We start from the raw sequence: 20,036 nt of genomic DNA, 5'->3' as shown, positions 1-20,036 counted from the left end.
GACGCGGCCGCATAGCGTTGCAGATCGTCAAGTGAGACAACACGGGCGGATTACCAGCCATTCGCGCACCTCCGGTGCAGGCGGCATGGCTGTCGGCGATCGGTCGAGCGCCATGTGCGGGCTCTCGCATGCACCGGGAGATTGTCCGCCGCAGGGTCTGGTTGGGAGCAACGGGGGTTGGCCATGACCACGCAACAGAAGCCACCGCTGTCACTTTTCGAGGCCATCGTCCCGATCGCGAGCCTCATCGTCCTCGTGGGGCTGTCCTTCTTTCTCTTCGGCGACGAGGGAGCCTCCGGTCCGAACCAGGTCGCGCTCGTGGTTGCGACCATGATCGCGGTCGCGGTGGCGCGCCGCCGTGGCTATTCGCTCCATGAACTCGGGGAAGCAGCCTCTGCCAGCGTCGCGTCCGGCATCGGCGCGATATTCATCCTCCTCGCCGTCGGTGCCCTCATCGGCACCTGGGCGCTCAGCGGCACGCTGATCGCCATGGTCTACTACGGGCTGCAACTGCTGAACCCGAATTTCTTCTATATGAGCGCGGCCGTCATCTGCGCCGTCATCTCTTTCGGCATCGGCAGTTCCTGGACGGTTGCGGGCACCATCGGCATCGGTCTTGTCGGCATCGCCGTGAACATGGGGCTCGATCCGGCAATCACGGCCGCGGCGATCATCTCGGGCGCCTATTTCGGCGACACCACCTCGCCGCTGTCGGATTCGGCGAACCTGGCCGCGGGGGTGGCGGGGGTCGATCTCTACGACCATGTGCGCGAGACGCTGCTGACCTCGATCCCTGCGCTGTTGATCGCGCTCGCCGTCTTCTGGTTTTTCGGCCGTGCCGGCGAACTTGACGCAAGTGACAAAGTCTCGGCGATCGAAGGCGCTTTCAACGTTTCGCCACTGCTGTTCATCCCCCTGGCGGTGGTCGTGGTGCTGGCGCTGTTCAGGCTGCCGCCGTTCACGACCATCTTCATCGGCGCGCTGGCCGGCGGCGTCCTGGCCGTCGCCATGGCCCCGGACCGCGTGGCAGCCTTTGCCGATCCCGGCCGGTCCGTTCCGTATTGGCTTGCCCAGATCAAGGGCGTGTGGCTGGCGCTGGCCGGCGGATACGTGTCTTCCAGCGGACACCCGGCGCTCGATGTCCTGGCGACACGCGGCGGAATGTCGAGCATGCTCGACACGATCTGGCTCGTGATCACCGCCTTTGCTTTCGGTGGGGTCGTCGAAAAGGCGGGGATGATACAGCGCCTGGTGGAGCCGGTCATCAGCAGGGTGAAATCGGTGGGAGGGCTCGTCTCGGCGCTTGTGGCATCGATCTTCGCCACCAATATCGCGACGGCCGACCAGTACCTGGCGATTGTCCTGCCGGCGCGGATGTTCAAGCGGGCGTTCGAGGCCCGCGGCCTCTCGCCGATCGTGCTGTCGCGTTCCGTAGGCTCCGCGGCGACGCCCACCTCTGCCCTGATCCCCTGGAACAGCTGCGGCGCCTACATGTCGGCGACGCTCGGCGTCTCCACCTTCCATTATTTTCCCTATGCCGTCTTCAGCATCGTCAGCCCGTTGATCGCCGTCGCCGTGGCCTTCGCCGGGATCAGGACCTTTCGAAACATGACCGCTGCCGACTAAGCGCCCGAGATATATGAATAACCTGACCCATCTTATAGTTGAAACGCACCGAATTACCGGCTAGTCTTCAAATCAGGATGGGGAGACAAAGTCGCGGATGTGTTGTCGTCGCGGCTACAGCAAGACTATTTCAGTCGTGTCGATCTCCGTTCAAGGAATGATCGAAAGCAGCAGTGCATAGCATAAGTTCCACCCGAAAGGGCGATTCTTCAACCATGGAGTGTCGATATTGTCTCACGCGAATAGCAGCCTTCCCTTGATGTTTCGGTCCTCAACGCAGGTTTGGGCCAGCGCCCGCTGACGCCGACCTGGCGGCAGAGCCCTGCCGTTCGGACGCTACGCATCAACAATTGTTCTCAACCAGTAAAAGAGGGGAAAGCGCTTTCCGCCTTGATGCCCGGTGTCACTCGCAATGACCGCCGAGTCCTCCGCGCATCTTCACCTCAAGACGAAGTTGGACGTCGTGCGAATGGGAGTTCTGTTATGAGTACAGACAATGGAGTGAGCATTTCGCCAGCCTTCGATCCCGGTTTCAACCCTGGTGTCCTGCATTCACGCCTGCTCCGCGCCGGCATGGTTTCGCCGCCGCCCGTCGGCACTGCAACGCCGCCGTCGGTCGCCACCTATACCTTCTCCACCGATGACCTGCCGGTCGCCGAGCGCTTCGATGCCTGGCGCGGCTCCTTTGCGCCGATGCTCGACGTGACGCAGGATGCGCGGACGGATTTCCAGGGCAGCCAGATCCTCTGGGACCTGGGCGGGCTCGGCTTCTCGCGCATCAAGACGGGGGCGTTGCGCTTTTCCAGCTACCCGGGCCATGTCCGGTGCCATCCGCTCGACCACTGGGTGATGACCTTGCTGCTCAGCGGGCAGTGCACCACGACGACGGAGCGTGCAACCTTCCAGGGGCGGCCCGGCATCGTCCAGATTCACTCGCTCGGGCAGCCGTACCACGGCACGGTGTCCGACAGCGAGATGCTGATGCTCTGGGTGCCCCGCGATTTCTGCCGCGACATGGCACGGATCCTGGACGCGGCGGAGTTCACGACGCTGGACACGGCCATGGGGCGCATGTTCACCAGCTTCATGATCGGTCTCGCCCATCAGCTGACCTGCATGCGGGTCGATGAACTGCCGAGGCTGATGTCGGCCACCCGCGACATGATACTGGCCTGCGTGGCCCCGCCCGGCGACAGCCGGGAGGAGGAAGGCGATGCGATTTCGGGCGGCCTGCAGGAGCGGGCGCGGCAGTTCGTGCAGATAAATCTGTTCAATCCGCGGCTGAGCGCCAAGCTTCTGATGCGCGAACTGGCGGTCTCGCGCACCCGCCTCTATCGCCTGTTCGAACCGGCGGGCGGCGTCAATCGCTACATCCAGCACAGGCGCCTGCTCGACGCCCATTCCGCACTGGCGAACCCGAGCGAGCAGCGCCGCATTCTCGAGATCGCCGAGCAGCGCTGCTTCGACAGCGCCGATTTCAGCCGGGCCTTCAAGCGCGAATTCGGCTACAGCCCCAGCGAGGTTCGCAAGGGCCAGCGGATCGGGTCGCCCAATTATGCCGATGCAAATCTGGCCAGTCTTCCGCCGGAAGAGCGGCTCGGCGCGCTCCTGTGGCGGCTGCAGAACGGGGCGAAATCCGAAACCGCCCCCTGTGCGGTTTCCTGAGGCGGGCGGCATCGCCGCACTCCGGGCGCTTCCGGATTGCGATCCATGCCGGCGAATGGATCGCCGGCACATCCCCGAACTTTCCCACGTTCCGGCATGACACTCATGCGGATGCCGGCGCCGGCTCCCGTTCGTCGGCGGGCACCGGTTCTGCCTTGGCTTCCGGCGGCACGCGGAACCAGACCACATAGAGGGCCGGAAGGAAGATCAGCGTCAGCACCGCCGCCACGATCAGGCCGCCAATCACCGTGAAGGCGAGCGGCTTCCAGAAGGGATCGCGCACGATCGGCAGCATGCCGAGAATGGTCGAGCCGGCGGTCAGGAAGATGGGGCGAACGCGGTTGGCCGTCGCATCGATGACGCTTTGCCAGGTCTTGCCCTTTTCCTCGATCCGCTTGTCGATCTGGTCGATCAGCACGACCGAGTTGCGGATGATCATGCCGATGAGCGCGATCATGCCGAGCACGGCGATGAAGCCGACCGGCGTATTGGTGATCAGCATGATCGCCACCACGCCGATGAGCCCGAGAGGCACGACGCTGAACACCAGGAGCAGGCGATTGACGCTCTGCAGCTGGAACATCAGGATGACGACCATGATGATCGCCATGACCGGGAGCATCTCGGTCACCGAGGCCATGCCGGTCTCGGCACCCTCGACCGCTCCGCCGATCTCGATGCTGAAGCCCGGGTTGTCCCGGCGCAACTGCTCGATCCGGGGCTCGGCTTCCTCGACGGCGGATGCAGCCAGGACGCCCTCGGTCATGTCGGCCTGGACGGTGATGGTGGCGACGCGGTCATGCCGCCATATCAGCGGCTGGGTGGTCCGGTACTCGATCGTGGCGATGCTTGCCAGCGGCACGGTGCGGTTCGGGCCGATCGGGATCTGTAGGGACCGCAGCGTCTCGATGTTGGCGCGCTCCTCCGGCGCCGACCGCGCGACCACGTTGACGAGGTAGATCGCATCCCGAACCTGCGTTATCGGCAGGCCGGACGTGGTGGCGAAGAGCGATTGCGCGATCGCCGACGAGTTCAACCCGACGAGGCGGGCGCGGTCCTGGTCGACCTCGATGACGATCTTGCGGATCGGCTCGTTCCAGTCGAGGTTCGGGTTGATGACGCCGCGGACGTCGCCCAGCACGTCGGCCACCTTCCAGGCCAGGTCGCGCACGCCCGAGACATCGGGGCCGCCGACGCGATACTGGACCGGCCAGCCGACCGGGGGTCCCATCTCGAGCGGCGACAGCCGGGCGACGACGTTGGGGAACTTCTCGTCCAGCTCCGTCTGCAGCCGCGCCTGCAGGGCGTCACGCCCTTCGACGCTGCTGGCGATGATGACCGCCTGCGCACGGAACGGAGCGGGCGGCTGGATGTCCATCGGCAGGTAGAAGCGGATGGCATCGGAGCCGACATAGAAGCTCCAGTCGACCACGTCTTCATCGCCGGCGAGGATCTCCTCGACCTGTCGCGCGGCGGCCTCGGTGGCATGGATGGAGGCGTTCTGCGGCAGCACGAGTTGCAGCATCAGTTCCGGACGGTCGGACGGCGGGAAGAACTCCCTGTTCATCAGCCCCGAAGCCAGCAGCGAGACGACGAACAGCCCGACGGTTGCGGCGATCACGACAAGGCGCATCCGCACGCACGTGTGCAGCAGGCGGCGGAAGGTGCCGATCAGCGCACTCTCCGGCTTTCTGTCGGTCGCCGTTCCCGACTTCAGCACCGCAAGCCCGATGATCGGCATCAGCAGCACCGCGATCAGCCATGAAATGATCAGCGCATAGGCGATGACGAGGAAGAGCGAACGGGCGTATTCGCCGGAAACGCTCTGGGCGAAGCCGACCGGGATGAAGCCCGCGATGGTCACGAGCGTGCCGGCGAGCATCGGGAAGGCGGTGGAGGTGTAGGCGAAGGATGCCGCCTGGACGCGTTCCATCCCTTCCTCGAGCTTGGCCAGCATGATCTCGACGGCGACCATGGCGTCGTCGATCATCAGCGTCAGCGCAATGATGAGGGCGCCGAGAGAGACGCGCTGCAGCGCGATCCCCGTCATCTCCATCATCAGGAAGGTCATCGCCATCACGAGCGGGATGGAGACGGCGACCACGAGACCGGCGCGCAGGCCGAGCGCCACGAGGCTGCAGCCGAGCACGATCAGGATCGCCTGCAAAAGCGAAATGGTGAAGCCGCGGATCGCGTTGCTGACGACGGCCGGCTGGCTTGCGACCTGCACCATTTCGATGCCGATCGGCAGGTCGTTCTGGAAACGCGTCATCACAGTGTCGATGTTGCGGCCGAGCGCCAGGATGTCGCCGCCGCTCGCCATGGATACGGCGATGCCGAGCGCCGGCTTGCCCTTGATGCGGAACATCGGCTGCGGCGGGTCGACCGTGCCGCGCACGACGCTGGCGATGTCGCCCAGCCGAACGAAGCCGGACGAGGTCGGGATGTTCAGGTTGCGGATGTCGTTTTCGTCCTTGAGGTCGCCGGAGACCTCGAGCACGGTGCGGTCGGCGTCGGTCGTCACCGTGCCGGCGGGCAGGACGGCATTCTGCGCCTGGATCGTGCTGATGATGGTCGCGCTGCTGAGCCCGATGCTCGCCAGCCGCTGCGTCGAGAATTCGATGAAGATCGTCTCGTCCTGGGTGCCGAGCATCTCGACCTTGCCGAGGTTCTCGACCTGCAGGAGGCGATTTCGCGCCTCATAGGCCCAGTCGCGTAACTCCCGGTCGCTGAAATCCTCGGAGGTCAATCCGTAGATGATGCCGAAGGTGTCGCCGAATTCATCGTTGAAGAACGGGCCGGCGACGCCGGGTGGCAGCGTGTGGCGGATGTCGCCCACCTTCTTGCGGACTTGGTACCAGACCTCCGCGACCTCGGCCGGCGGCGTCGAGTCCTCCAGCACAACGTAGATGACGGACTGACCCGCTGTCGTCAGGCTGCGCAGCGAATAGAAGAACGGCACCTGCTGGAGCGTGCGTTCCAGGCGATCGGTCACCTGGTCGCTCTGCTGCTCGATCGTCGCGCCGGGCCAGGCCGCGCTGACGAGCATGGTCTTGACCGTGAAATCGGGATCCTCGCTGCGGCCGAGGTTCCAGAAGGACAGGGCGCCCGCAATCGCGCCGAGAAGCATGAGGAAGACGATCAGGCCCTGGCGCTTGATCGCCCATTCGGAGAGATTGAAGCCGCCGCTCATTGAAGGCTTCCTTCGAGCAGGCGGACCGCCATGCCCGGCCGCAATTGCTGTGCGCCGGCGACGATGACGTGGTCGCCGGCGGCGATGCCCTTGGTGACCAGGAAGTCCTGCGTCTCGAACCGAAGGACCGTGACCGGCACGAGCTTGGTCGTGCTGTTGCCGGGATCGACGATCCAGACTGCCGAGCCGCTGCCCTGGTTGAACAGGGCGGTCATCGGCAGGCGGGCGACGGGATCTCCGGCCAGCCGGACGCTGCCGCGTACAGCACTGCCGAAGCGGAAGTCCTCCGGCGGGTTGTCCAGGGCGACGCGGACGGTGAAGTTGCGGGTGATCGGATCGGCCACCGGCGAGATCTCGCGCACGCGGCCGCCCGTCGTGCTCTGTGGATTGCTGAGGAGGCGGACCTCGATGCGCATGTCGCGGCTGGCGGCCTGGATCGCGCTCTCGGGCACCTGGAAGACGGCGTCCTTCTCCTCCATCCGTGCGACCCGGACCACCATCTGGCCGCCGCCGACGATCTGCCCGATCTCGGCGCCGACGGCGGTGACGACGCCGTCCGCATTGGCCATCACCGTGCGGTTGTCGAGATTGTTGTTGGCAACGCGCAGTGCCGCGTCCGCCGCATCCACGCTCGCCTGCGCCGTGGTCGCCTGGGCGATTGCGGCGTCGAGCGCCTGCCGCGTGGCCGTCCGCGGATAGAGGGACTGCAGCCGGTCGCGGTTCTGGGCGGCGTTCTCCAGGTTTGCCCGGGCGGCGAAGGTGTTGGCCTCAGCCTTGCGGACGGCATCCTGCTGGTCTTCGCTGTCGAGCCGGGCGAGCACGTCTCCGGTCTTGACGAGATTGCCGACATCGACCGTGCGTTCGCGCACCTCTCCGCCCTGGCGGAAGCTGAAATTTGTTTCGAACCTGGGTTGGACCTCGCCGACCAGTGAACCGAAGGTGTCGTCCGGGTTGAAGGAAACGGTGACCGTCTTGACCGGCCGCGGCGGCAGTTCCGCCTGCTCGTCCTCGCCCTGGCAGCCGGAAACGAGGAGCAATGCTGCGGCCAGGCTCAGGCCGCGCAGGATGACTTTTCTCGATGCGGAAAGCGTGCGCGTCATGGGAACCTCGTCTGGACGGAAAAGGTGCTGCGCGCGGCCGCCCGCGCGCACGCTCTGGCTGGTGCCGTCAGTAGTCGACCGGGTCGCGGGTGATCGGGCAGGTCATGCAATGCCCGCCGCCGCGCCCGCGGCCGAGCTCGGCCCCGGTGATGGTGATCACCTCGATGCCTTCCTTGCGCAGCAGCGTGTTGGTGTAGGTGTTGCGGTCATAGGCGTAGACGACGCCCGGCGCGGCGCAGACGAGGTTGGCGCCGCTGTCCCATTGGGTGCGCTCGCGCATGTAGTCGTTGCCACCGGTTTCCACCACGCGCATCTTCTTCAGGGCGAGCGAGTCGCGCACCGTCTCGACGAAGGTGCCCTTGTCCTTGTGGAGTTCGACCCCGCCCTTGCCGTCGGGGCGATAGGAGAAGGCCTCGATGCCGTTGACGATATCGGGATAGAGCAGCACGCAGTCCCGGTCAGCGAAGGTGAAAACGGTATCGAGATGCATGGCCGCGCGCAGCTTTGGCATGGCGGCGACGATGACACGCTCGGCGGCGCCCTTCTCGAACAGCGCGGCTGCGACCTGGCTGATCGCCTGGCGCGATGTGCGCTCGCTCATGCCGATCAGGACATTGCCCTTGCCGATCGGCATGACGTCGCCGCCCTCGATCGTTGCAAGGCCCCAGTCCTTGGTCGGGTCGCCCCACCAGATGTTGACCTTGCCGGCGAAGTCGGGGTGGAACTTGTAGATCGAGCTCGTGAGGATGGTCTCCTCGTGCCGGGCCGGCCAGTAGAGCGAGTTCAGCGTCACGCCGCCATAGATCCAGCAGGTGGTGTCACGCGTATAGAGCGTGTTCGGCAGCGGCGGCAGCAGGTATTCGTTGACGCCGGCCGCATCGCGGATCAGCGCCAGTTGCTCGCCGCCGATGGCTTCGGGAAACTCGAAGGTCGACAGCCCGCCGATCAGCGTCTCGGCGAGTTCGCGGTTCGACAGGCCCTCGAGGTAGGAACGAACCTCGTCGATGAGGCCGAGGCCGATCTGGTTCGCAACGATCTGGTTGTCGAGGATCCATTTCTTGGCCTCGGGGATCGCCACCGTCTCCGCGAGAAGGTTGTGCATCTCCACGACCTCGATGCCGCGGTCGCGCATCTTGGTCATGAAATCGAAATGGTCGCGCTTGGCGTTGTCGACCCACAGCACGTCGTCGAAGAGAAGCGCGTCGCAATTGGAAGGCGTGAGGCGCTGGTGCGCGCGGCCGGGGGCACAAACCATGACCTTGCGCAACTGGCCTACTTCGGAATGAACGCCGAACGGGGTATCTGTTGTCATGACGTTTCTGCCTTTCTGTTCAGGGTGTGATGATGCCGGTCAGCAGGCCGTAGGCCCCGATCAGGCCGGCGATCAGCGTGATTGCGAACACGATCAGTTCGGTGGGGGTGAACAGTTGCAAATTCTGTTCGCGCCGCGCCCAGAAGTAGAGAATGGTGCCGGGCACGAACAGCACGGCGACGAGCAGCACGTATTTCAGCCCGGCGGCAGCGAACATGAAGATCGTGTAGACGACCGCGATCCAGGCGAAGACCTGGTCACGGCCGCGCTTCTCGGGCGTGGTCTCGTAGCCCACGCCGCTGCGGGCGAGCAGGACGCCGTAGCCGGCGACCAGCAGGTAGGGCAGCAGCGCGGTGACGCTCGTCATGTCGAGCATGAAATTGAACGCGTCCCGCGACCAGTAGGTGGAGATCACGAACAGCGACACGACGATATTGGTCAGCCACAGGGCATTGGCCGGAACCCGGTTCCCGTTCTGCGCGGCGAAGAGCTTCGGCATGTCCTGGGACTTGGCTGCTGCGAAGAGGACTTCGGCGCAGATCAGCGACCAGGCGAGATAGGCGCCCAATACCGACACCAGGACGCCGATGGAGATGAAGACGGCGCCCCAATGGCCGACGACCGCCTCGAGCACGGTGGCGAGCGAAGGTTGCTGGAGCGCTGCAATCTGCGCCTGCGGCAGCGCCGCATAGGGCAGAAGCGTGACCGCGACCATCAGGCCGGTGACGCCGACGAAGCCCAGAATCGTCGCCTTGCCGACATCCGAGCGCTCCTTGGCAAAGCGCGAATAGACGCTCGCGCCCTCGATTCCGAGGAAGACGAACACGGTGATCAGCATGGTGTCGCGCACCTGTGCGATCAACGATTTCTCTGGCATGCCCGGGCCGCCGAAGAAGTTCTCGGAGAATTGCGCATAGTTGAAGACGAAGACCAGCGCCAGGATGAAGACGATGATCGGAACGATCTTGGCGATCGTGACGATGGTGTTGATGAACGCCGCCTGCTCGACACCGCGAAGGATCATGAAATGGAAAATCCAGATGCCGATCAGCGACACGATGATCGCAATAGTGCTGCTTCCGTCGCCGAAGAGATCGGGAAAGAAGCGCCCGAGCGTCGAGCCGATCAGCACCCAGTAGAAGACGTTGCCGAGGCAACTGCCGAGCCAATATCCGAAGGCCGACAGGAAGCCTACGTAGTTGCCGAAGCCGGCCTTGGCATAGGCGAAAACGCCCGAATCGAGATCTGGACGTTTCTCCGCGAGCGCCTGGAAGACGCGCGCCAGCATGTACATGCCAGTGCCCGCGATCGCCCAGGCGATCATGGCGCCGAACGGGCCGGTGGCGGCGCCGAAGCGGCCGGGCAGGTTGAAAATGCCCGCGCCGACCATGGATCCCACGACCATGGCCGTGAGTGCGAACAGCGAGAGTTTCTGCGTCGATTGCGAAGCCATCGTTTCCCCCGATAAGTGCCTCAATTTTCCCGATGATTCTCGCTCGGGACCGGTGGCACCTGTTGAAATTATTATGCGCAATATCAACCACTGTGATGAGCACAGAATCCCAAAACTATGCTGTGCGTTCAGAATTGCCGGGCCGCACAAAAAGAGCACGGAGAGTATGCGGGCTATGACTATACGCCTGGTACGGCGATTTATTTCGTTTGCTCACGTCCGCGGGATGCAGCCGCGGGCGGTCATGTCTCAGACGGCGATGCCGCCGGTTACGATCGAATAGATCCCGACGCAGGCGCCGAGCGCGGCAAGCACGAACAGGGCCAGTTCGGGGAAGGTGAAGATGCGCTTTCCCTGTTCGCGGCGCGCTATGATGTAGAGGATCGTACCAGGGCCATAGATGACGGTGGTGAGCAGCAAATGCTGGGCGCCGGCCGCGTAGATCAGCCCGGCCGTATAGACCGCGGCAATGGCCGCCTGCGCCAGATCGGTGCGCCGGGCAGCCGGATCCCGGCCGTAGGTCTCGCCGCTGAAGGCGAGCTTTGCGCCATAGGCCGCGACGAGAAAATAGGGGATCAGGATCATCGAGCTCGTCAGCTCGAGCGCCAGGCGAAAGGCGTACTGGGTGAACAGCGTAAGGATCAAGAAGATCTGGACCGCGATGTTCGTCAGCCAGAGCGCGTTCGATGGAACACCCTGGCTGTTCTCGTGGCTGAGGAAGCGCGGCATCGTCTGGTATTTCGAGGCGGAGTAGAGGATTTCGGCGGCGAGCAGAACCCAGGAAAGATAGGCGCCGGCCACCGAGATCAGCAAGCCGACGCTGACGAAGACGGCACCCCATGGCCCCACCACCGCTTGCAGCACGCCCGCCATGGAGGGATTGCGCAAGGCGGCGAGATCCGGCCGCAGCAGCACGCCATAGGACAGGATCGTCACCAGAACCAGCAGGCAGAGTACGCCGAGGAAGCCCAGGACTGTGGCGATGCCGACATCGTTGCGGTTGTTGGCGTAGCGCGAGTAGACGCTGGCGCCTTCGATGCCGACGAACACAAATACCGTCACCAGCATGGTCGCGCGGACCTGGCCCGCGACCGTCGCAAAGCTGACCTCCTCCCCGCCCCAGAAATTGGCCGCGAAGACGTCGGCCTTGAAGCCGAGGCCGACGAAGACGATGAAGAGCAGGATCGGGATGATCTTGGCGAAGGTGACGATGGTGTTCAGCGCTGCCGCCTCGCGGATGCCCCGCAGGATCAGGGTATGCATGAGCCACAGCAGGACCGAGGAGATGGCAATGGCGGGAACCGTGTTTCCATCGCCGAAGACAGGGAAGAACAGCCCGAGCGTCGACTTGATCAGGATGAAGTACGATACGTTGCCGAGCAGGGCAGCCGACCAGTAGCCGAGTGCGGAGAGGAAGCCGGGATAGTCGCCGAAACCGGCCTTGGCGTAGGCATAGATGCCGGCGTCGAGATCGGGCTTGCGCCGCGACAGCGTCTGGAAGACGAAGGCCAGCATCAGCATGCCGACGCCCGCTATCGTCCAGGCGATCAGTGCGCCGAAGGGGCCGGTCGCCCGTCCGAACGCCTGCGGCAACGAGAAGATGCCGGCGCCGACCATCGAGCCGACCACCATCGCCGTCAGTGTCCACAACGAGAATTTCTGCGGCGAACCCGGCGCCATGCAATTCAATCCCTGACTGCAACCAAGTGATTCTGAAACTGTTTTGGCGATCCTGCAACATCGATCACGCGGTGTAATTGGCTGAGGGTCCCGCAGAATTGGCCTGGAGTCTCACATGGCCGATACAGGCGCGACCGTTGTGTCCGCAGGCCGGCCGTTCGACGGCCCTGGAACGGCGGATCCGTCACATCGCGCACCACCCCAGTTGCCGAGCGGCCGGCGGGATGCTCTAAGGTTTTGGTGTGACCAGAAGCCGGGCCCGATGATACCAGCAAACCGCGCGCTTGCATTTCTCCTGATTGTCTCCGCGCTGGCCGGCTGCGGCGGGCCGCGGGCCGTCACCGGCCTGCCGGGCAGCGCAACGGGCGGGGCCTCATCGGCCGTCGTGCCGATCTACCTGGCAACGTCGCGCGAGCGGTCGGATAATCCCGCCTTGCCCTATTCCGCCGGGCGTTCGCAGGAGCTGGCCTTTGCGGAGTTCGACATCGGCATCCCCGCGGGCCACAGGCCGGGCCGTGTCGAGACGAGCGGCCGCGTTCCCGATCCCGCCCGCCACTTCACCGCGCTGGCCTACGCGCCCATCGCCGACCGCCGGGCGTTCATCGATGCGCTGGACGCGGCCCTGGAAAAGCGCAAGCCCGAAAGTCGCGAGATCTTCATCTTCGTCCACGGCTACAACAACAATATCGCCGAGAGCCTGTTCCGCAACGCGCAGCTCACCCACGACTACGAGATGGGGTCTGTTTCCGTGCACTACGCCTGGCCGTCGGGCGCTTCCATTCCGCTCTACGTGTTCGATCGAGACAGCGCCATCGTCGGCCGCGTCGGGCTTGCCGAGACGATCGAGATCGCCGCCCAGACGAAGGCGACCAGGATCGTGCTTCTCGGCCATTCCATGGGCGCCTACGTCGTGATGGAAGCCCTCAGGGACCTCGCGATGAGCGGCAGGGGGCGCACTTTGAAGCGGCTCGGCGGCGTGGTCCTCGCCGCCCCCGACATCGACATCGACGCCTTCCAGAGCCAGGCCGACGACATCGGCACGCTGCCCCAGCCATTCACCATCATCGTATCGCGTCGCGACCGTGCACTCGGGTTTTCCCGCCGGATCGCGGGCGGTCATCCGCGCGTCGGCAGCGGATCCGACATTGCGTTCCTGCAATCGCGCGGCATCACCGTTCTGGACGTCTCCGATATCGATGGCGGCAGCCACGGCGTCTTTGCAAGTTCCGAGACGCTGATGAAACTGATCGACAACAGCCGCCTCATGCGCGCCACGCTGGAAGACGAGCAGACGGCGATGTCGCCCACCGCCCTTGCCGCCAGCGCCGCGGCCGTCGAAGGTGCCACGTCGCTTACGGTTTTCCTGCCGGCGCGGCTGATCGGCAGGCTCGCCGCCGTCCCGCCGGCCCGATAGGCGAGCCACCATTTCCAGGTGTCGTGGCGGGCGTCGAATGGGACGCTATGCCATGTACAACGATGTTGCCGCGTGCATCATGATCGCATCGTCGCAGTGCGTGCGCATGCTTGAAATCGCTTTTGCGGAGTGAATGGCCCGTGTCACCGGTCGAGGAAGAGAGCCAGCGCGCGAATGCCGCTCTGCCGAGGGGATTTGCGGGACTGTGGCTCCTTCTCCTGGCCCTCTGGATCGTTTTCAACGCTTCCGTAGCACCCGCCATCCTTTTCGTCGGGCTGCTGGCTGCGACCGCGATCGCCTGGATCTTCACGACGCGAACCGCGGTCTGGAGTGGTGTGCTTCTGACGCCCGGGACGCTCTTCCATTTCCTCGCCTACACTGGCGTCTTCGTCATCGAACTGGTGAAGGCGAACCTCAACATGCTGCGCTATGTCTACGCGCCGCGCATCGACATCCACCCCGGGATCGTCAAGATCAACCTGCGGCTCCGATCGCCGATCGGCCGCCTGGCGCTGGCCAATTCGATCGCGCTGACGCCCGGTTCGCTGGTGATGGACATCGACGAGGACGCCCTGTTCATCCACTGGCTGGACGTCAGGACGACGGATCCGGAGCAGGCGACCGAGATGATCGCCGGGGCATTCGACAAGCATCTGGGGAAGGTCTTTGGCTGACGCGATCCTCATGCTTGCCGGCGTCCTGATCCTCCTCAGCATCCTGTTTTCCGTGCTGCGGCTGATCCTCGGCCGCACGCTCGTGGACCGCGTGGTCGCGATCGATACACTGACGGTGATCTCGCTGTCGCTGGTGGCGCTCTACGCCCATCTCTCCGGGCGCTTCGTCTACCTCGACGTGGCGCTGGTCTATGGGCTCCTGAGCTTCCTCGCCGTGCTCGCCGTCGCACGCTTCCTGGAAAGGGGGCGGTAGGCATGCTGCAGGAACTGTTCGTCATCCTGATCTGCGCCGGCATCATCGTCAGCGGGCTGCTGGCGGTGACGCTGCGCGGCGTGACGGCGGCGATGGTCAGCTCGGGCCTTGCGAGCCTGTTTGCGGCAGTATCCTACGTGCTGCTCGCGGCCCCCGATGTTGCCATGGCGGAAGCGGCCATCGGTGCGGGGCTATCGACGCTGGTCTTTCTCCATGCGATCCGCAGGACGAGCGCGGGAAGGGAGGACTAGGCGGTGGCGGAGACGATCGGCAGCATCATCATTCTCGCCGGCGCATTCTTCCACTTCTCCGCCGGTGTCGGCCTCTTGCGCATGCCCGACACCTATACGCGCATACAGGCGGGGACCAAGGCGTCCACCCTCGGCAACATCCTGGTCCTGGCGGGGCTCGGCTTCTACCATCCCGACTGGGCATTGAAGCTCCTGGTCGTCGCCTATTTCGTGCTTTTGACGAACCCGCTGTCGTCGCATGCCCTGTCCCGCGCCGCCCATGCCATCCGCATTCCCATGGCCCCGTCGACGGTCGTGGATGCGCTGACTGAGCGCAACGCCGCGCGCGCCGAAAAGAGCGGATCGTCATGACGAGGGTGTGGGCCGCAATCGTCGTCTTCCTCTTCGGCGCAGTCTTTGCCGGGCTCGCCGTCGGCTACAGCGAACGCACCGCGCCGTCGGAGCTTGCCATGCGCTATCTGGAGCAGGTTCCCGCCGACCTCGGTGCCGCCAATGTCGTCACCGGCATCCTCATCACCTATCGCGGGTTTGACACGCTGGGCGAGGTCGCCGTGCTGTTCATGGTCGCTGCCAGCGTCGGCATGCTGCTTTCCGGCGGACGCGGCGGGAGCACCTCCCCGGCGGCCGTCACGGCCCGCCCGGCCCGGCCGCCGAGCGAACTGGTGGTGAACGGTGCGCAGGTCGTCCTTCCGATCGCTTTCCTGTTCGGTGCCTATGTCATCGTCAACGGCCACCTTTCGGCGGGCGGCGGCTTCCAGGGCGGCGCAGTCGTCGCCTCGGGCGTCGTTCTTCTGGTCCTGGGCCGGCCATCGGTCGTGCTGGACCACGGGTTCCTGAGCGTGACGGAGTCGCTCGCCGGCGTCCTCTACGTGACGCTCGGCATTCTCGGCCTGTTTTTCGCCGGCGGCTTCCTCGACAGCCACATTCTGCCGCGCGGCACCTTCGGCGCCTTCGTCAGCGCGGGCGCCATCCCGCTGATCTCCGCACTTCTCGGCATCAAGGTGGCGGCGGAGCTCAGCGTCATCATCGATCGCTTCCGAAACTGAGCGGCGCTGGAGGGGCGATGGAGAGGGCGATGGGGCTTCCGATTTCACATCTGCTTCTGGTGACGGGCCTCGTGCTCGTGCTGATCGGGATGTGGGGCGTGCTGGTACACAGGAACATCCTGCGCATCATCATCGGTTTCTCGCTGTTCGGCACCGGCACGCACATCGTGCTCGTCGCGACAGGCTATGTCACCGGCGGAACGGCGCCGATCATCGACCGGGCCCTTCCGGTCGGTGAGGCCGGCGCACGCGCCGTGGATCCGGTACCGTCTGCCCTGGTGGTGACTGCGATCGTCATCGGCTTCTCGGTGACGGCGATCATGCTTTCCTATGCGATCAGGCTCTATGAAGCCCGCAAGACACTCTCCATCGACGCGTTCACGGAGTCGAAATGGTAGAGGGGTTGCTCCAGCCGCTGAACATCTTCCTGCTCGGGCTGGGTGGCGGCTTCCTGATCCCGCTGCTCTATCGGCTGTCGAAGCGCCTGCCGGCCGTCGCATTCTGGGCAGCACTTGCCGGCATCGCCGTCATTTCCGGCGCCTGCCTGTGGCGCCTGCTCGGCGGCGCGGACGCCTTCGAGATCCAGACCGCCGGAACCGCGCCGCCCTTGGCGATCAGTCTCCGTCTGGGCCTGGCGGAGGGATTTTTCGCCTTCTGCGTCAACCTTGCGGCCCTGCTCGGCGCCTTGCATCTCTGGCGCCGCCTGCGCGACAGCTACACATTCCTGCTGCTCTACCTGATCCTCGTCATGGGCATCAACGGCATGATCATGACGCGGGACCTCTTCAACCTGTTCGTCTTTCTGGAGATCGTGTCGATCGCGACCTATGGCCTGTTCGGCCTCGGCCAGACACGGGCATCCCTGGCCGGCGCCTTCAAATACATCATGGCGACGGTGCTCGCCTCGTCGTTCTTCCTGCTCGGGACGGTCCTGCTCTACCATGTGACGGGAACGCTCAGCATCGACGAGATGTTAGCGCGGCGCGACCTGATCGCCGGTCCGGTCGGCACGACCGCGCTCGTCCTCGTGCTCGCCTGCCTCGTCATCGAACTCAAGCCCTTCCCGGCGAACGGCTGGGGGCTGGACGTCTATGAAACGGCGCCGGCGGGCGTGGCGGCGCTCGTTTCCGTTGGCGTTTCGGCGGGCGTGTTCTTCGCGCTCTTCAAGCTGATGCCGCTCTTTGCGCCGCACCTGACGCTGGTCGCCGTCTCGGCTGCCGTGACCTTCCTGTTTTCCAACCTGATCGGACTGCGGCAGACGAACGTCCAGCGCATGCTCGGCTGCTCCTCGATTGCGCAAATGGCGTTGCTGGTGCTGGCGCTCGCGCTGTTGTTGCGCCACGGCGAGGACGAGGCGCTGCCCCTCATTGTCGGCGGGCTCTTCTTCAACCATCTGTTTGCCAAGGCGGGGCTCTTCTGGCTGGCGGGCGCGGTGCAGCGCCAGAGGATCCGGGACTGGAATGTACTGTCCGCGGGCGCGCCCTTCATTTTGGTCTTTTGCAGCCTGCTGGTCGCGATCGCGGGCCTTCCGCCCTTTCCCGGCTTCTGGGCGAAATGGGAACTGGTGCTGCGGCTTGCCGAACACGGCGGTTATGCGTGGATCGCCGTGGTCCTCTTCGGCTCCCTCCTGGAGGCCGCCTACCTGTTCCAGTGGTTCGGCCGCGCGGCGAAGGCCGGGCGCCGGGAGACGGGGGGCCGGGTGCCACCATGGGACCTGTTTCCTGCCGCAGCTTGCGTCGCGCTGCTGACGATCGGCGGCGTTGTCGCCTCCTGGGTGGCCGGGGCCGCCTCGGCCTGGCTCCATGCGCCGCTTTTCGCCGGAGCCGCCCTTCTCATGGCCGAGGGCCTGCCCGGACGGGCCAAGTGCCTGTCGATGCTGCTCGTCGTTTTCGCAGCCGGTGCCTGGATGGTGCAGGGCATCGGCGGCATCAACGGCCTTTTCGCCGTGCTTCTCCTTTCGGGCGGACTGGTCATCGCCGCAGCCGGCCTCTATCGCAGCGATGCGCGGCTCGGCTACTATCCGTTGATGGCGGTGCTGCTTCTGTCGAACGTGGCACTTCTGCGGGCATCCACCAGCCTGGAATTCTTCTTCGCCTGGGAGATTATAACGCTTGCGTCGACCTTCATGCTGGCGCTCTCCACTGCCGCCCGCGGCGTCATGCTTCAGTTCCTGCTGTTCTCGCTGGCATCCGCCTTCCTGCTCCTGACGGGGCTTGCGATCGCCCGGGCGGTCATCGGCACCACCGATCTTTCCGCGTTTCTCGCCGCCGGCCCGGTCGCTGCGCCGGCGTTCGTGCTGATCGCGCTCGGATGCATGGTCAAGATCGGCGTCATCGGCGTCCATGTCTGGTTGCCTGCCGCCTATGCAAAAGCGGACGACGATTTCTCCGCCATGCTGTCCGCCGTCGTCGGAAAAGTGGCCGTGTTCGGCCTGTTCATGGCGGCCTATCAGGCGGCGCGCTCGGACGCCGGGCTCGAGCTCGCGCGTGCCGTGGGCTGGATCGGCATGCTGACGACCGTCGTCGCAGCCTTTCTCGCACTCCAGCAAGCCGACATGAAACGGATGCTTGCCTATTCGAGCCTCAGCCAGACCGGCTACATCATCACCGCGGTGGCGCTGATGAGCCATCTCGGCTGGGTGACGGCGCTCTATCTCGTCGCCAACCACCTGCTGGTGAAGGGCATCCTGTTCCTGGCGGCGGCGGCGGTCATCGAACGAACGGGCCTCAAGCGGCTGGAGGCGTGCGGCGGGCTGGCGAGGCGGATGCCGCTGACCTTTGCGGTGGCGATCGTTGCCCTCGTCTCCATGTCGGGCCTGCCGCCGCTCGCCGGCTTCGGCGGCAAGTGGCTGCTCCTGAGCGCGATGGTGGACAGGGGTTGGTATGGTCCCCTGGCGCTCGGCGTGCTCGCGACGCTTGTCGGCCTGCTCTACATGGTCCGCTTCGGCCACGCCGTGTTCCTCGGCCCGCTGAAGCCGGAGCACGCAGAGTTGCGCGAGGCGCCGGCAGCGCTTCTCGTGCCGCAGTTCGTGCTGGTGGCGGGCATCCTGCTGCTGTCGTTCTTCCCCAAGCTGCTGATGGATCCCGTCTCGGCTGCGATCGACCCGCAGTTCGCCTCGACCCTCGTCTGGCAGGGCATGTCGCTGGAATTGATCTATGCCTATTGGAACCCGGCGCGGGCGATGGCGGGTGCCGTTGGCCTGGCGCTGCTCGGCGCAGTGCTCCTGTGGATTTTCTACAGGATCAGCCGCCGGCCGTCGCGCTCGGGCAGCCCGACGGGGTTCTTCAGCTACTACCGACCGCTGCTCGCGCCGGTGCTGGCATCCCATGCCGAGCGCTTCTGGGGAGCCGTGTCGGTCGCGGTCGGCGGGGCCGCCGGGACGGCGCGGCGGGTCTATACCGGCAACGGCCAGACCTATGCGCTCCAGGTGCTCGCCTACGTGCTTGTCCTTTACTTTTTCGTCGTGGCAGTTCCGATGTTGGGCGGAGGATAGCGTGTTGCGGCGAAGTCATTGGCGATTTTACACAGGCGCCATTGAGCGTTAACGTTGAGGAGTATGGGCCCATGATGAAGCATTCAATGAGCAGGAAAGGAAGGAAAATGCGTAAGTTTTACCTTTTACTCGTTCTGGCCGGGATCGCTGCCAGTAGCTGTACACCGACCGAAAGAGGTGCCGGAATCGGCGCCGCGACCGGTGCGGTCATCGGCGGAGCGGTCACCGGCGACGTCCGCGGTGCCGCTGTCGGCGCGGCCATCGGCGGGGTCTCTGGTGCGGTCATCGGCAACGTCGCCGGCCGGCCCGGTCAGTGCTACTACCGCGATCGATACGGCCGGCGTTATATCGCCGCCTGCCCGCGCTAACGGCCCACCCAGGGGTTCCCTTCACTCCGGCGGGCGTCGTCATGCGCCCGCCGGAGATGCCATGGGGTTTGTTGAACCGGAACGGCGCGCGCGCCGCGACTGAAAGACGATCCCCACATCTACGTCTCTTATTGTCGAGCCATCCGTAGCAGATCCATCTTTCACTCAGTCTGACCGTCCAGGAGGCCGTATTGAAACGGTTTGTCATCGCTTCCCTCTTCGTCGCCCTTCTCGCCACGCCGCCGGTGTTGACGCCGGCCCCCGCCGAGGCGGTCACGATCAACATCCATGTCGGCAGCAATGTCAGCGGCGGGCGATCCATCAGTTGCCGCGAGGGCCAGAGGCGGCTGCGCAACCGCGGCTTCCGGGACGTGCGGATCATCGACTGCCACGGCCGCTTCTTCATCTATCGGGCCTGGCGCGGCTCGCGGCGCTACGAGGTTGCCGTGAACCGCCACAACGGACGGGTCGTCGACGTGCGTCGCCTCAGGCGGTAACCCGGCACTTT

At 65.0% G+C, this 20,036-nt stretch carries 17 protein-coding genes; 12 read left to right on the top strand and 5 right to left on the bottom strand.

Annotation, left to right across the window (positions count from 1 at the left end; all coding sequences use genetic code 11):
• Positions 1-183 precede the first annotated feature (183 nt).
• A complete protein-coding gene (locus GGQ64_RS17625; protein WP_183806624.1) occupies positions 184-1,626 on the top strand; it encodes a Na+/H+ antiporter NhaC family protein in 1,443 nt (480 codons plus the stop codon).
• Between the two features lie 483 nt (positions 1,627-2,109).
• Positions 2,110-3,291, top strand: coding sequence for an AraC-like ligand-binding domain-containing protein (locus GGQ64_RS17620; RefSeq protein WP_183806623.1), 1,182 nt, complete (start codon positions 2,110-2,112; stop codon positions 3,289-3,291).
• A 103-nt stretch (positions 3,292-3,394) separates the two neighbouring features.
• Here the strand turns inward: GGQ64_RS17620 and GGQ64_RS17615 are convergent, their stop codons facing one another.
• The 5 genes from GGQ64_RS17615 to GGQ64_RS17595 all read right to left on the bottom strand — a co-directional run bounded on the left by GGQ64_RS17615 (position 3,395) and on the right by GGQ64_RS17595 (position 12,029).
• Entirely contained in the window at positions 3,395-6,484 is a 3,090-nt protein-coding gene (locus GGQ64_RS17615) for an efflux RND transporter permease subunit (RefSeq protein WP_183806622.1), read from the bottom strand.
• Entirely contained in the window at positions 6,481-7,584 is a 1,104-nt protein-coding gene (locus GGQ64_RS17610; RefSeq protein WP_183806621.1) for an efflux RND transporter periplasmic adaptor subunit, read from the bottom strand. Before GGQ64_RS17610 ends, GGQ64_RS17615 begins: the two co-directional genes overlap by 4 nt.
• A gap of 67 nt (positions 7,585-7,651) precedes the next feature.
• A complete protein-coding gene (arcA, locus tag GGQ64_RS17605) occupies positions 7,652-8,896 on the bottom strand; it encodes an arginine deiminase (RefSeq protein ID WP_183806620.1) in 1,245 nt (414 codons plus the stop codon).
• 19 nt (positions 8,897-8,915) lie between these two features.
• On the bottom strand, positions 8,916-10,349 hold the full coding sequence (locus tag GGQ64_RS17600) for a basic amino acid/polyamine antiporter (RefSeq protein WP_183806619.1): 1,434 nt from the start codon (positions 10,347-10,349) through the stop codon (positions 8,916-8,918).
• A 249-nt stretch (positions 10,350-10,598) separates the two neighbouring features.
• Positions 10,599-12,029, bottom strand: a complete 1,431-nt coding sequence (locus GGQ64_RS17595; protein ID WP_183806618.1) for a basic amino acid/polyamine antiporter — start codon at positions 12,027-12,029, stop codon at positions 10,599-10,601.
• A 262-nt stretch (positions 12,030-12,291) separates the two neighbouring features.
• On the opposite strand from GGQ64_RS17595, the gene GGQ64_RS17590 reads away from it, so the two are divergent.
• From GGQ64_RS17590 to GGQ64_RS17545, 10 genes are all read left to right on the top strand, one after another.
• On the top strand, positions 12,292-13,443 hold the full coding sequence (locus tag GGQ64_RS17590; protein WP_183806617.1) for an alpha/beta hydrolase: 1,152 nt from the start codon (positions 12,292-12,294) through the stop codon (positions 13,441-13,443).
• 140 nt (positions 13,444-13,583) lie between these two features.
• On the top strand, positions 13,584-14,117 hold the full coding sequence (locus GGQ64_RS17585; RefSeq protein WP_343059505.1) for a Na+/H+ antiporter subunit E: 534 nt from the start codon (positions 13,584-13,586) through the stop codon (positions 14,115-14,117).
• Entirely contained in the window at positions 14,110-14,370 is a 261-nt protein-coding gene (locus GGQ64_RS17580; RefSeq protein ID WP_183806616.1) for an MrpF/PhaF family protein, read from the top strand. Before GGQ64_RS17585 ends, GGQ64_RS17580 begins: the two co-directional genes overlap by 8 nt.
• A 2-nt stretch (positions 14,371-14,372) precedes the next feature.
• Positions 14,373-14,621, top strand: a complete 249-nt coding sequence (locus GGQ64_RS17575) for a hydrogenase subunit MbhD domain-containing protein (RefSeq protein ID WP_246422744.1) — start codon at positions 14,373-14,375, stop codon at positions 14,619-14,621.
• A gap of 3 nt (positions 14,622-14,624) precedes the next feature.
• The gene (gene mnhG, locus GGQ64_RS17570) at positions 14,625-14,972 is read left to right on the top strand and encodes a monovalent cation/H(+) antiporter subunit G (protein ID WP_183806615.1); all 348 of its coding nucleotides are present in this window, start codon (positions 14,625-14,627) and stop codon (positions 14,970-14,972) included.
• Positions 14,969-15,667 carry a hydrogen gas-evolving membrane-bound hydrogenase subunit E gene (gene mbhE / locus GGQ64_RS17565; RefSeq protein WP_183806614.1) on the top strand — a complete coding sequence of 233 codons (699 nt, stop codon included), beginning with the start codon at positions 14,969-14,971 and terminating at the stop codon, positions 15,665-15,667. Before mnhG ends, mbhE begins: the two co-directional genes overlap by 4 nt.
• Positions 15,668-15,696: 29 nt before the next feature.
• A complete protein-coding gene (locus tag GGQ64_RS17560) occupies positions 15,697-16,065 on the top strand; it encodes a sodium:proton antiporter (protein WP_183806613.1) in 369 nt (122 codons plus the stop codon).
• Positions 16,059-19,160, top strand: coding sequence for a complex I subunit 5 family protein (locus GGQ64_RS17555; RefSeq protein WP_183806612.1), 3,102 nt, complete (start codon positions 16,059-16,061; stop codon positions 19,158-19,160). The genes GGQ64_RS17560 and GGQ64_RS17555 overlap by 7 nt, the downstream gene beginning before the upstream one ends.
• Before the next feature lie 107 nt (positions 19,161-19,267).
• Entirely contained in the window at positions 19,268-19,528 is a 261-nt protein-coding gene (locus GGQ64_RS17550; RefSeq protein WP_183806847.1) for a YMGG-like glycine zipper-containing protein, read from the top strand.
• 191 nt (positions 19,529-19,719) lie between these two features.
• Entirely contained in the window at positions 19,720-20,025 is a 306-nt protein-coding gene (locus tag GGQ64_RS17545; RefSeq protein WP_183806611.1) for a hypothetical protein, read from the top strand.
• Positions 20,026-20,036 lie beyond the last annotated feature (11 nt).

Origin of the sequence: Mycoplana azooxidifex (assembly GCF_014196765.1) — a bacterium.
In the GTDB taxonomy this organism is placed as follows: domain Bacteria; phylum Pseudomonadota; class Alphaproteobacteria; order Rhizobiales; family Rhizobiaceae; genus Mycoplana; species Mycoplana azooxidifex.
The sequence above is the reverse complement of the archived record's forward strand: the minus strand, read 5'-3'. Positions and strand labels throughout refer to the sequence as shown.

Bases quoted from the DNA above. Each gene is read 5' to 3' on its own strand.
- GGQ64_RS17625 (WP_183806624.1), top strand. From the start codon at position 184: ATGACCACGCAACAGAAGCCACCGCTGTCACTTTTCGAGGCCATCGTC.
- GGQ64_RS17620 (WP_183806623.1), top strand. From the start codon at position 2,110: ATGAGTACAGACAATGGAGTGAGCATTTCGCCAGCCTTCGATCCCGGT.
- GGQ64_RS17615 (WP_183806622.1), bottom strand. From the start codon at position 6,484: ATGAGCGGCGGCTTCAATCTCTCCGAATGGGCGATCAAGCGCCAGGGC.
- GGQ64_RS17610 (WP_183806621.1), bottom strand. From the start codon at position 7,584: ATGACGCGCACGCTTTCCGCATCGAGAAAAGTCATCCTGCGCGGCCTG.
- arcA (WP_183806620.1), bottom strand. From the start codon at position 8,896: ATGACAACAGATACCCCGTTCGGCGTTCATTCCGAAGTAGGCCAGTTG.
- GGQ64_RS17600 (WP_183806619.1), bottom strand. From the start codon at position 10,349: ATGGCTTCGCAATCGACGCAGAAACTCTCGCTGTTCGCACTCACGGCC.
- GGQ64_RS17595 (WP_183806618.1), bottom strand. From the start codon at position 12,029: ATGGCGCCGGGTTCGCCGCAGAAATTCTCGTTGTGGACACTGACGGCG.
- GGQ64_RS17590 (WP_183806617.1), top strand. From the start codon at position 12,292: ATGATACCAGCAAACCGCGCGCTTGCATTTCTCCTGATTGTCTCCGCG.
- GGQ64_RS17575 (WP_246422744.1), top strand. From the start codon at position 14,373: ATGCTGCAGGAACTGTTCGTCATCCTGATCTGCGCCGGCATCATCGTC.
- mbhE (WP_183806614.1), top strand. From the start codon at position 14,969: ATGACGAGGGTGTGGGCCGCAATCGTCGTCTTCCTCTTCGGCGCAGTC.
- GGQ64_RS17560 (WP_183806613.1), top strand. From the start codon at position 15,697: ATGGGGCTTCCGATTTCACATCTGCTTCTGGTGACGGGCCTCGTGCTC.
- GGQ64_RS17555 (WP_183806612.1), top strand. From the start codon at position 16,059: ATGGTAGAGGGGTTGCTCCAGCCGCTGAACATCTTCCTGCTCGGGCTG.
- GGQ64_RS17550 (WP_183806847.1), top strand. From the start codon at position 19,268: ATGCGTAAGTTTTACCTTTTACTCGTTCTGGCCGGGATCGCTGCCAGT.